The organism is Pseudomonas sp. MEJ108, from assembly GCF_030208985.1.
GTDB lineage: Bacteria > Pseudomonadota > Gammaproteobacteria > Pseudomonadales > Pseudomonadaceae > Aquipseudomonas > Aquipseudomonas fragariae.
This window is the reverse complement of sequence record NZ_JARVSW010000004.1, coordinates 223,110-235,373: the sequence shown is the minus strand read 5'-3', so window position 1 is coordinate 235,373 and position 12,264 is coordinate 223,110. Positions and strand designations below refer to the sequence as shown.

The following is a 12,264-nucleotide window of genomic DNA, read 5'->3' as shown; positions in this document are numbered from 1 at the left end:
TTAATTCACTTACTTTTTGCCAGTCCGGCGGCTCTTCAGGATAAAAAGCCCCCGTCGACGTTCAGCGCCACACCGGTGGTATAGCTGGAGGCTTCACTGGCCAGGTAAAGCACCGCGCCGGCCATCTCGCTGGGAGCGGCCACGCGTTTCAGCGGGATCTGGGACAGCGCCACATTGAGGATTGCGTCGTTCTTGACCAATGCGGATGCGAACCTGGTGTCAGTCAAGCCGGGAAGCAGGGCGTTGCAGCGAATACCGAATTCAGCGCACTCCTTGGCAAACACCTTGGTCATGTTGACCACGGCTGCCTTGGTCATCGAATAGACGCCTTGATAGGCACCCGGCGATACCGCGTTGATGGACGCCACGTTGATGATGCTGCCGCTACCGCTTTCGCGCATCAGCTTGCCGGCTTCCACGGACATGAAAAAGTAGCCGCGAATGTTGACGTCGACTGTCTTCTGGAAGGCGCCGGGATCGGTGTCCAGCACGTTGCAGAACTGCGGGTTGGTGGCGGCGTTGTTGACCAGGACATCCAGGCGCCCGAACTGTTGGCGAATCTGCGCGAATGCACTGTTTATCTGTTCCAGCTCACCGATGTGGCAGGCAATGGCTGTTGCCTTGCCACCCTCGCTGACGATGGCGTCCGCCACTGCCTGGCAACCCTCGAGCCGGCGACTCGAGACGATAACGTGCGCGCCTTGCTGGGCCAGCAGCCGAGCAATGGCTTCACCGATGCCTCGGCTGGCACCTGAAACGAATGCAACCTTGCCATCAAGGTCGAATAGCTGGGTTCTGGACATATCATTTCCTTGTCTTGCCGCTGGCGGTCAGAGGCTGGTTTTTTCGATCACGCGCAGGCTCATCTGCTCCAGCAGCCTGTTCATGTGAATGAATTGGGCAAAGCGTTTGTCCTGGGTCTGGCCGTGAAAAAACCGGTAGTAGATCTGTTGCACGATACCGGCCAGACGGAACAGGCCATAGGTGTAGTAGAAATCGAAATTGTCTATGCGCACGCCTGCGCGCTCGGCGTAATAGTCGACAAAAGCCTGGCGGGTCAGCATTCCCGGCGCATTGCTTGGCTGGCGGCGCATCAGTTGCACCGTGGCTGGATCGTCGGCCTGTATCCAGTAGGCGAGGGTGTTGCCCAGGTCCATGAGCGGATCGCCGAGCGTGGTCAACTCCCAGTCCAGTACGCCGATGATGTGCATCGGGTTGGCCGGGTCGAGGATCACATTGTCGAAACGGTAGTCGTTATGCACGATGCTCGAGGTCGGCGAGTCGGCAGGCATTTTGTCTGCCAGCCAGCGCTTGACCTGCTCCCACGCCGGAGCGTCCGGGGTCAGCGCTTTCTCGTAGCGCTCGGACCAACCGGAAATCTGCCGCTGTACGTAGCCCTGCGGCTTGCCGAGGTCACCCAGACCACAGGCCTGATAATCGACACGATGCAGGTCTACCATTTTGTCGATGAAGTTTTTGCACAGCTGTTCGGTCTGTGTTGCATCCAGCGCCAGTTCCGGCGGCAGGTCAGAGCGCAGAATGATCCCCTTGACGCGCTGCATCACGTAGAACTCCGAGCCGATCAGTGACTCGTCCGTGCAGTGCAGATAAGCCTCCGGGCAGTAGGGAAAGGCTTCCTTGAGCTGATTGAGAATGCGGTACTCGCGGCCCATGTCATGGGCCGAACGCGCCTTGTGTCCGAAGGGGGGACGACGCAGTACCAGTTCCCGCTCAGGGTACTGAAGCAGGTAGGTCAGGTTCGATGCGCCGCCCGGAAACTGACTGATCGTCGGCGTGCCGTGAAGCTCCGGCACGTGCGCCTTCAGGTACGCGTCGATCAGGGAGGCGTCCAGTTCTTCGCCGCTGCGAATCTCGGTGGACTGGTCAGTCAGTGCCATACGTATCCCTTTTGCTTATTATGGTCAGCGCAAACTATTGACTAATCTAATGATCGTCCAATCCGCGATCAAGCGCATGACCGCTTTATAGGCTAGCGTGTTGCCGGGCAATCAGTGGCTCTGATCGCTTTTTTATACAAAGGTGCGCATAAAAAAACCGAAGCCGGCAGGGCTTCGGTTTTCAGGTAGTGCAGTCTGCCGTGTGCGGCAGGTTTATACCGGGAACAGTTCGCTGAGCTTCATGGCCAGCATCATGTCGCCTTCGGCACGCAGCTTGCCACCCATGAACGCCTGCATGCCATCGGTCTCGCCGCTGACGATACCCTTGAGGGTCTGGCTGTCCATGACCAGCGTCACGTTGGCGTCCGGGTTTTCGCCTTCCTGCAGTTCGCAGGTGCTGTCCTTGACGATCAGTGCGTAGTGCTTGTCTTCGTCGGTGATGTTGAAGCCGAAGACCAGGTCCAGACCGGCAGCAGCAGCTGGGTTGAACTTGTTTTTCATGGTCTGTACGGCGTCTGCTACTGAGGTCATGTGGTGATCCTTTTAGAGTAAGTGCCAGCGTCCGACAGGACGCGATTGGCCGGGCTCAACGATAGGTGATGAGCTCCGGCGCCTTCAGCAGTTGCAAATGTGTGTAACCGTTGAAGGAAGCCAGGGTCACGTCGGTGCCTTTGAATTTAAGCTGGTGCAACGACGTATTGACGATGTGCCAGTGAAGCTCCAGTGCCTTTGATGCAGGCATTCCGGTAATAAGATGCAGCAGCGCGGTAATGGTGCCGCCGGAGGTGAATACCGCGATCCGCTCATGCGGGCCGGCAGCCTGGAGAATCCGCTTCAGGCCTGCCTCGACGCGCGCCACGAACGCCTGCCAGCTTTGCAGCCCCGGCGTATCGTGGTTGCCGCTCAGCCAGCGCCCGGTAATCAGGTTGAACAGGCGCTGGAACCCTGCAGGATTTGCCGCTGCATCGCGCAGTATATCCAGCGCTTGCGGTTCGTCTTCGAGCATGGCCGGTATCAATGCCCTGATCACGCCTTCGGCATCGAATTCATCGAAAGCGCTGTCCAGTTGCACCTCAGGCGTATCGAGGCCTGCTTCGCTGTACTGACCCAGTACATGCCGGGCGGTGTCTTTCTGGCGCATGAGCTCACCGGACACGCAGCGATCAAAGCTCAGCCCCTGCTCGGCAAGGTGGGCACCCAGCACTTGAGACTGACGAATCCCCACGGGCGACAGCACGTCGTAATTTTCGGCACCAAATGAGGCCTGGCCATGTCGTATCAGGTAGATGCTGCCCACGTCCGTTTCTTCTCGGTACGCCGAAGGTGCACCGAGGTTATGAGGGATGCCGGGGGACTGTCAATGAAAAAACATACGCTCGTTTGAAATCATCGTTTTAATGGTTTGTAACGGGTCATTGACTGGTGCGCGGCAAAGGGCGTCGGTATGCTGCATTCAGCACAGCCCTTGATTGGTAAGGGCCTGACACTCATGAGGGATATTCGTGGATTTCGTTGTCGATTACGCAAGTTTTCTGGCCAAGACCGTGACGCTGGTGATCGCCATCGTTGTGGTACTGGTTGCCATTGCGTCCATGCGTGGCAAGGGCCGTCGCAAGTCGTCCGGACAATTGCAGGTCACCCGGCTCAATGATTTCTATAAGGGCCTGCGCGAACGGCTTGAGCAGTCATTGCTCGACAAGGAGCACCTCAAGACGCTGCGCAAAGAGCAGGGCAAGGCACTGAAGAAAGAGAAAAAGCACGCCGAGCCCAAGGCTCGTGTCTACGTGCTGGATTTCGACGGGGACATCAAGGCCTCGGCCACTGAAAGCATGCGCCATGAAATCACCGCGCTGCTGACCCTGGCCACCGACAAGGATGAAGTGGTGCTGCGTCTGGAAAGCGGCGGCGGCATGGTTCACAGCTACGGCCTGGCGTCTTCGCAACTGGCGCGTATTCGTCAGGCGGGCATCCCGCTGACCGTGTGCATCGACAAGGTCGCTGCCAGTGGTGGTTACATGATGGCGTGCATCGGCAACAAGATCATCAGCGCACCGTTCGCCATCCTCGGGTCCATTGGCGTGGTGGCACAGCTGCCCAACGTCAATCGCCTGTTGAAAAAGCACGACATCGATTTCGAAGTGCTGACCGCAGGTGAATACAAGCGCACCCTGACCGTGTTTGGCGAAAACACCGAAAAGGGCCGCGAGAAATTTCAGCAGGACCTGGACATCACCCACGACCTGTTCAAAAACTTCGTTGCCAGCTACCGCCCGCAATTGTCCATCGACGAAGTGGCGACGGGCGAGGTATGGCTGGGCATGGCGGCGGTCGACAAGCTGCTGGTCGATGAACTCAAGACCAGTGACGAGTACCTGGCCGAGCGGGCCAGGAATGCAGACGTGTTCCACCTGCACTACGTGCAGCGCAAAAGCCTGCAAGAGCGCATGGGCATGGCGGCTGCCACCTCAGCAGATCAACTGGCCACCAAGTGGTGGGGACGTTTGACCCAGCAGCGGTTCTGGTAGTAGGTGTAGGTGAAAAGCTGACTTGAGTCGAACCCCAAGTCAGCTGAGTGTTACGGAACCGCCGCGTGACGCAGAGCGTCACGAACTGCATTCCCGCGCGGAGCATGGGAACGATAGTCATCAGTTCCCGAGCCGTGCCTTTAGCCAAATCCCGGGACGCCTGAATCAGCGGCGTCGGAACAGCGGCAGCGGCTCGTCGGTCGCGGCCTGGTAGGTGACCGAGAAGTCCTTCAGACCTTCCAGTGCCTCGTACGGATCCTTGTCGGCACGCACCGCAAATGCGTCGAAGCCACAACGGTGCATGTAGAACAACTGATCGCGCAACACGTCGCCGATGGCACGCAATTCACCCTTGTAGCCATAACGATCACGCAACAGGCGCGCATTCGAGAAGCTTCGGCCATCAGTGAAGGCCGGAAAATTCAGAGCGATGACCTGAAACTGGTGGACATCCTCGCCGATTTCCTCGGCTTCCTCATCGCTGTCCAGCCACACACCCAGACCGCCATCGCGTGCCTTCAGCGCGTGCGCGTGTTCGCGCCACAGCGCCAGCGGCACGATCAGGTCGTCGCAGTTCGACAGGCTGTCAAAGGTCGTGTCCTTGGGCAGCAGATGCCAGGTTTCATCGATGACTTCGTTGTTCTTAATGATTCGCTGCATAGACGCGCTCCTTGAAAGGGTCAATGCCAATACGTTGGTAGGTGTCGATGAAGCGCTCGTCTTCGGTACGTTTTTCAACGTAGACGTCGATCAGCTTCTCGATCACGTCCGGCATCGCCTCCTGGGCAAAGGAGGGGCCGAGAATCTTGCCCAGGCTCGCATCACGGCTGGCGCTGCCGCCGAGCGAGACCTGATAGAACTCCTCACCTTTCTTGTCCACGCCCAGCACGCCGATATGGCCGACATGGTGGTGGCCGCAGGCATTCATGCAGCCGGAGATATTAAGGTCCAGCTCGCCGATATCGAACAGGTAGTCCAGATCGTCGAAACGACGCTGAATGGATTCGGCGATCGGGATCGACTTGGCATTGGCCAGCGAGCAGAAGTCACCGCCCGGGCAGCAGATGATGTCGGTCAGAAGGCCGATGTTCGGCGTGGCGAAACCATTGTCGCGCAGCTCGTTCCACAGGGTGAACAGCTCTCTCTGCTCGACATCGGCAAGGATGATGTTCTGCTCGTGGGAGGTGCGCAGTTGACCGAAGCTGTAGCGATCGGCCAGGTCGGCGATGGCGTCCAGTTGCTTGTCGGTCACATCGCCAGGAGCGACGCCGGTTGGCTTGAGCGACAGGGTCACGGCAATGTAGCCAGGCTTCTTGTGCGCCAGCACATTGCGTTGACGCCAGCGAGCGAAGCCGGGGTGTTGAGCATCCAGCGCTGCCAGTTCGGCGTGCTGATCGCTGAGCGCCTTGTATTGCGGGTCGACGAAGTGCCGGGACACGCGCTGCACTTCGGCTTCGGTCAGGGTGGTCTGACCGCCACGCAGGTGAGCCATTTCAGCCTCGACCTTGGCGGCAAACACTTCAGGGGTCAGCGCCTTGACCAGAATCTTGATGCGCGCCTTGTACTTGTTGTCGCGACGGCCATAGCGGTTGTAGACCCGCAGGATGGCGTCGAGGTAGCTCAGCAGGTCCTGCCACGGCAGAAACTCGTTGATGAAGGCACCGACGACCGGTGTACGGCCAAGACCGCCACCGACCAGAACGCGGAAGCCCAGCTCGCCGGCTTCGTTGCGCAATGGCTCGAGACCGATGTCATGCACTTCGATGGCTGCGCGGTCACTGGTCGAGCCATTGATCGCGATCTTGAACTTGCGCGGCAGGTAAGCGAATTCAGGGTGGAACGTGGTCCATTGACGGACGATCTCGCACCATGGGCGCGGGTCTACCAGTTCGTCCGCCGCCACACCGGCAAACTGGTCGGTGGTGACGTTGCGCAGGCAGTTGCCGCTGGTCTGGATAGCGTGCATCTGCACGGTTGCCAGTTCAGCGAGAATATCAGGGACATCTTCAAGCGCAGGCCAGTTGAACTGTACGTTCTGGCGGGTGCTGATGTGCGCGTAGCCTTTATCGTAGTCGCGCGCAATTTTCGCCATCATGCGCGCCTGGCGCGAGGTCAGCTGACCGTAGGGCACGGCGACGCGCAACATTGGCGCGAAGCGCTGAACATAAAGACCGTTTTGCAGGCGCAACGGTCGAAACTCTTCTTCGCTCAGTTCCCCGGCCAGGTAGCGTCGGGTCTGATCCCGGAACTGCTTGACGCGGTCCTCGATGATCTTCTGATCGTAATCGTCGTATACGTACATATAGGTCCTGTTCTCAGGCTTCGTCATGAAGCAGGGCAGTGGCGTCAGTCTGAAAAAAGCCCGCTGCTCGATGTTTCCTGCTTCATCTGGTCAATTCTGCGCGCACGGCCGCGCACTCCCCGGGGAGCGAAGGCGACGATAGCAGTTTGCAGTTATCGATAAAAGTGATGTTTATATATATGCAAATCACTAAAAGCGATAAGCAAAAAGACCACTGTTCATATCCCTGCTTGCCGTGTGGGCAAGACTCGACTTAACTGCATATTGACCGATGCTGAACAGGTGTCGGGATACTCCCATTCATGTGCAATCACCCACAAGACCGACAAGAGGCGATGCGATGAGCAAGCACCCGAAAGTAACCAAGCCGGGCAGATCCGTCGATACCTGGGCCATTTTATTCATTGTCATTCTGGCAGTAGGCGCCGCGATGTTCTGGGCCAGCAGCCAGTGACCGGCTGATAAAGAATCTGCCGAAAGTCTGCAGAACCTTGCTGCCGCAGCCGATAACTCGCTTTTGGCGATAAATCCCTGCTTCTTCAAGGTTCGTTGATATGAAGGCGTTATATGCTGGCTGGCTGGTACTGTGCAGTTGTCTGTGGGTCGGGGCGACACAGGCTGCCTCGGTGGTATTTCTGAGCCCCGGCGCAGAATCAGACGGTTATTGGCTGAGTTACTCCCGGGTCATGCAGACGGCTGCCGACACCACCGGCATGTCGCTGAAAATACTCTATACCGAGCGCGACACTCGCAGGTTGCTCGATCTGGCGCGAGCGACGCTGCAAGGGGACGAGCGCCCGGATTACCTGTTGTTCTCCAACGAGCTGAATATCGCCCCTGAAGTGCTGCGTATGTCCGTGGGCAGTGGGGTAAAGCTGTTTGCCGTCAACAGTACGCTGAACGCGGACCAGATTCGGATTCTCGGTGACCTGCCATCGCGTTATCCGGACTTCATCGGCAGCCTGGTGGGTAACGATGAGGAGGGCGGTTATCTGACGGCAAAACGGCTTATCAGTCTCGCGGCGCCTGGCGCGGATGGTCAGGTCATCGACATGCTGGCGTTTTCCGGGACCAACACCACGCCGGTTTCCCTGCTGCGTGAAAAAGGCATGTTGCGTGCCCTGTCGGAGCATCCAGAGGTGCATCTACGGCAGATTGCGCTGGGTGGCTGGCGACGCGATCGCGTGCTCGAGCAGGCTCGCGTGCTGTTCAAGCGCTACCCGCAGACACGCCTGGTGTGGGCTGCCAACGAGCAGATGGCGTTTGGTGCAATGGAGGCATTGCGTGAGCAGGGCGGCAAGCCGGGGCAGGACGTGTTGTTCAGCGCCATCAACGGCACGTCACTTTCACTGCAGGCTCAGCTCAATGGCAGTCTGAGCGTGGTGGCGTCAGGGCATTTCACCCTGGGCGGATGGGCGATCATTCTCTTGCACCGCTATGACACGGCCCAACGCCAGGCCCGGCAACAGATCGGCGCACGCATCATCGATGTGGTTCACGTCGTCGAGCCGCAGGATGCGCAACGTTTTCTGGATGCAGCCAGCAAAGAACGTTACCGGTTCGATATCCAGGCATTCAATGTGGAGGCTTCTGGCGATGCGTCGCCATTTTCGCTGAAAGGCATGTTGCCGCCTGATCACTCAGGCGGCAGATGACCGGTCAGGCGTTACTCGTCGTAGCCCAGGTTCGGTGCCAGCCAGCGTTCGGTGACGCTCAGGTCCTGACCCTTGCGAGCGGTGTAGCTTTCGACCTGATCCTTGTCGATCTTGCCCACGGCGAAGTACTGCGCCTGGGGATGGGCAAAATACCAGCCGCTGACCGCTGCAGCCGGGAACATCGCGTAGTGCTCGGTCAGGAACACGCCGCTCTTGCCTGCCGTGTGTTCGGCGCTGCCTTCCGGCAGCGGATCGAGCAGGGCGAACAGGGTGCCTTTTTCCGTGTGATCGGGGCACGCCGGGTAGCCCGGCGCCGGGCGGATGCCCATGTATTGCTCCTTGATCAGCGCTTCGTTGTCCAGCGCTTCGTCCTGCGCATAACCCCAGTATTCCTTGCGCACCTGCTGGTGCAGCCATTCGGCGCAGGCTTCGGCGAGACGGTCGGCAAGCGCCTTGACCATGATCGAGTTGTAGTCGTCGCCTTTGTCCTGATAAGCCTTGGCGACTTCCTCGGCGCCGATGCCGGCTGTGGTGATGAACCCGCCGATGTAGTCGGTCAGGCCACTGTCCTTTGGTGCAACGAAGTCGGCCAGCGAGAAGTTCGGCTTGCCGTCGGGCTTGATGGTCTGCTGGCGCAGGTGATGCAGCTTCGCCAACGGCCTGCCGTCATCGTCATAGACTTCCAGATCGTCGTCATTGACCTGATTGGCTGGCCAGAAGCCGAAGACCGCGCGGGCGCTGATCAGCTTCTCGTCGATCAGCTTGCGCAGCATCTGCGTGGCGTCGGCGTACAGTGCGGTGGCCGCTTCACCGACCACTTCGTCGGTGAGGATGCGCGGGTACTTGCCAGCCAGGTCCCAGGAAATGAAGAACGGCGTCCAGTCGATGTACTCGGCCAGCACGTTCAGGTCGATATCCTGCAGGACCCGGGTGCCGGTGAACGTCGGTTGGGCCGGGGTGTAGTTTTCCCAGTCGAACTGCGGCTTTTTAGCCACTGCAGCGCCGTAACTCAGGCGCTCGGTACGCGCGCTGCGTGCCGAGGTGCGTTCGCGTACTTCGACATATTCCAGGCGGGTCTTTTCAATGAAGGCCGGCTTCAGCTCTTTCGACAGTAACTGGGTCGCGACGCCGACTGCTCGGGAAGCATCGGTGACGTAGATCACGGCATCATTGCTGTATTTGGGTTCGATCTTCACCGCCGTGTGCGCCTTGGAGGTGGTCGCGCCGCCGATCATCAGCGGCAGGTGGAAGTCCTGGCGCTGCATTTCCCGGGCAACATGCACCATTTCGTCCAGTGACGGCGTGATCAGGCCGGAGAGGCCGATGATGTCGCATTTCTCGTCGCGGGCCACTTGCAGGATTTTCTCGGCAGGCACCATTACGCCCAGATCGACGATGTCGTAGCCGTTACAGCCCAGTACCACGCCGACGATGTTCTTGCCGATGTCATGCACGTCGCCCTTGACCGTCGCCATCAGGATCTTGCCCTTGGCTTCGGGCTTGTCGCCCTTTTCCAGCTCGATGAACGGAATCAGGTGCGCCACGGCCTGTTTCATCACGCGCGCGGACTTGACCACCTGGGGCAGGAACATCTTGCCTGCACCAAACAGGTCGCCGACCACGTTCATGCCCGCCATCAGCGGGCCTTCGATCACTTCGATAGGCCGCGCGAACCCCACGCGCGACTCTTCGGTGTCCTGCACGATATGGGTGGTAATACCCTTGACCAGCGCGTGCTCCAGACGCTGATTGACCGGCCAGCTGCGCCATTCTTCGGTTTCGGCTTCCTTGACGCTGCCATCCCCCTTGAACTTGTCGGCAATCGCCAGCAGTGCATCGGTGCCTTCGGGGTTGCGGTTGAGCACCACGTCTTCGACACAGTCGCGCAGTTCGGCGGGGATCTGGTCGTAGATTTCCAGCTGCCCGGCGTTGACGATGCCCATGCTCAGGCCATTACGGATCGCATGCAGCAGGAACACCGAGTGGATCGCCTCGCGTACCGGGTTGTTGCCGCGGAACGAGAAAGATACGTTGGACACGCCACCCGAGGTCAGCGCATACGGCAGCTCGTCGCGGATGTAGGCGCAGGCGTTGATGAAGTCCACGGCATAGTTGTTGTGTTCTTCGATACCGGTGGCGATGGCGAAGATGTTCGGGTCGAAGATGATGTCTTCCGGCGGGAAGCCCACTTCGTCGACCAGAATGTCGTAGGAGCGCTTGCAGATTTCCTTTTTGCGCGCTTCGGTGTCGGCCTGACCCTGTTCATCGAAGGCCATGACCACCACCGCCGCGCCATAGCGCTTGCACAGGCGGGCGTGATGAATGAACTGCTCGACGCCTTCCTTCATGCTGATGGAGTTGACGATGCCCTTGCCCTGGATGCACTTGAGGCCGGCCTCGATCACTTCCCATTTCGAGGAGTCGATCATGATCGGTACGCGGGAGATGTCCGGCTCGCCTGCGATCAGGTTGAGGAAGGTCACCATGGCCTTCTTCGAGTCGAGCATGCCTTCGTCCATGTTGATATCGATCACCTGAGCGCCGGCTTCGACCTGCTGCAGGGCGACTTCGAGGGCTTCGGTGTAATTGTCTTCACGGATCAGGCGGGCGAAGCGGGCGGAGCCAGTGATATTGGTACGCTCGCCGACGTTGACGAACAGCGACTGGCGATCGATGGTGAACGGTTCGAGGCCCGACAGGCGGCAGGCCTTGGGGATGTCCGGAATTTCCCGCGGCGCGTAACCCGAAACCGCCTCGGCGATCGCCTTGATGTGCGCCGGTGTCGTACCGCAGCAGCCGCCGACGATGTTCAGGAAGCCGCTCTGGGCGAATTCTTCGATGATCTTCGCCGTCTGGCTCGGCAGTTCGTCGTATTCGCCAAATGCATTCGGCAAGCCGGCGTTGGGGTGCGCGGAGACATGGGTGTTGGCTTTATTGGCCAGCTCTTGCAGGTAAGGACGCAGTTCGCTGGCGCCCAGTGCGCAGTTCAGGCCGACCGAGATAGGTTTTGCATGGCTGATCGAGTTCCAGAACGCTTCGGTGGTCTGGCCGGACAGGGTGCGCCCGGATGCGTCGGTGATGGTCCCGGAAATCATGATCGGCAGCTCAAAGCCGACTTCTTCGAATACACCCTGTACGGCAAAGATCGCCGCCTTGGCGTTGAGCGTGTCGAAAATGGTCTCGATGAGGATCAGGTCGGCGCCGCCTTCGATCAGCCCCTTGGTCGCTTCGGTGTAGTTCTCGACCAGTTCGTCAAAGGTCACATTGCGATAGCCGGGGTTATTGACGTCCGGCGACAGCGAGCAGGTGCGACTGGTGGGGCCCAGCACACCGGCCACGAAGCGCGGCCTGTCCGGGGTTTCCAGTGTCTTGGCGTCTGCGACCTTGCGCGCCAGGCGCGCGCCTTCGACGTTCAGCTCGTAAACGATCGATTCCATGCCGTAGTCGGCCTGGGACACCTGGGTGGCGTTGAATGTGTTGGTTTCGAGGATGTCGGCGCCAGCATCCAGATAAGCCTTCTCAATAGCGCCGATCACATCAGGGCGGGTCAGGATCAACAGGTCATTGTTGCCTTTGACATCGCTGGGCCAGTCGGCAAAACGCTTGCCGCGGTAATCCTGTTCTTCGAGCCTGTAGCTCTGGATCATGGTGCCCATGCCGCCATCGAGGATCAGGATCCTCTGTTTCAGAGCAGTGAGAAAAGCTTGATGGCGGGCGCTGCGGTCAGACATGGGGGCTACCTTGAAAAGGTCGATTCTTTAAAGAACGGGATGATAGCAAACCGGAACGGTTTTAGTGTTGTTGCGCCTTTTGCATGAAAATCATTCATGTTGGAGGCGAGGGTGCCTTTGTAGCGTTGTACTACCGAGCCTTCGGCACATTGG

9 protein-coding genes are annotated in these 12,264 nt (G+C 59.1%); 2 read left to right on the top strand and 7 right to left on the bottom strand.

The genetic code is table 11. The annotated features are described in order from the left end of the window. Positions 1-35: 35 nt before the first annotated feature. The 4 genes from QRN50_RS02095 to QRN50_RS02080 form a co-directional block, all read right to left on the bottom strand. The gene (locus QRN50_RS02095; RefSeq protein ID WP_024641970.1) at positions 36-803 is read right to left on the bottom strand and encodes an SDR family oxidoreductase; all 768 of its coding nucleotides are present in this window, start codon (positions 801-803) and stop codon (positions 36-38) included. Between the two features lie 27 nt (positions 804-830). Beyond that, on the bottom strand, positions 831-1,898 hold the full coding sequence (locus tag QRN50_RS02090) for a phosphotransferase family protein (protein ID WP_003402791.1): 1,068 nt from the start codon (positions 1,896-1,898) through the stop codon (positions 831-833). Between the two features lie 213 nt (positions 1,899-2,111). Beyond that, positions 2,112-2,429 (bottom strand): SCP2 sterol-binding domain-containing protein, encoded by a 318-nt coding sequence (locus QRN50_RS02085; RefSeq protein ID WP_003348992.1) that lies wholly within the window; start codon positions 2,427-2,429, stop codon positions 2,112-2,114. A 55-nt stretch (positions 2,430-2,484) separates the two neighbouring features. Beyond that, on the bottom strand, positions 2,485-3,195 hold the full coding sequence (locus QRN50_RS02080; RefSeq protein WP_024641969.1) for a histidine phosphatase family protein: 711 nt from the start codon (positions 3,193-3,195) through the stop codon (positions 2,485-2,487). A 205-nt stretch (positions 3,196-3,400) separates the two neighbouring features. On the opposite strand from QRN50_RS02080, the gene sohB reads away from it, so the two are divergent. After that, on the top strand, positions 3,401-4,423 hold the full coding sequence (gene sohB, locus QRN50_RS02075; RefSeq protein WP_003402788.1) for a protease SohB: 1,023 nt from the start codon (positions 3,401-3,403) through the stop codon (positions 4,421-4,423). 165 nt (positions 4,424-4,588) lie between these two features. Here sohB and QRN50_RS02070 read toward each other — a convergent pair whose 3' ends face one another. Together QRN50_RS02070 and QRN50_RS02065 are read right to left on the bottom strand one after the other, a co-directional pair. Then, positions 4,589-5,083 carry a DUF934 domain-containing protein gene (locus QRN50_RS02070; RefSeq protein WP_003402787.1) on the bottom strand — a complete coding sequence of 165 codons (495 nt, stop codon included), beginning with the start codon at positions 5,081-5,083 and terminating at the stop codon, positions 4,589-4,591. Next, positions 5,067-6,725: a nitrite/sulfite reductase gene (locus QRN50_RS02065; RefSeq protein ID WP_003402786.1), complete on the bottom strand. Its 1,659-nt coding sequence runs from the start codon at positions 6,723-6,725 to the stop codon at positions 5,067-5,069. Before QRN50_RS02065 ends, QRN50_RS02070 begins: the two co-directional genes overlap by 17 nt. A gap of 554 nt (positions 6,726-7,279) precedes the next feature. Between QRN50_RS02065 and QRN50_RS02060 the strand changes: the two genes are divergently transcribed. Continuing rightward, on the top strand, positions 7,280-8,380 hold the full coding sequence (locus QRN50_RS02060; RefSeq protein WP_096127263.1) for an ABC transporter substrate-binding protein: 1,101 nt from the start codon (positions 7,280-7,282) through the stop codon (positions 8,378-8,380). A gap of 11 nt (positions 8,381-8,391) precedes the next feature. Here the strand turns inward: QRN50_RS02060 and metH are convergent, their stop codons facing one another. Then, on the bottom strand, positions 8,392-12,111 hold the full coding sequence (gene metH, locus QRN50_RS02055; protein WP_096127264.1) for a methionine synthase: 3,720 nt from the start codon (positions 12,109-12,111) through the stop codon (positions 8,392-8,394). Positions 12,112-12,264 lie beyond the last annotated feature (153 nt).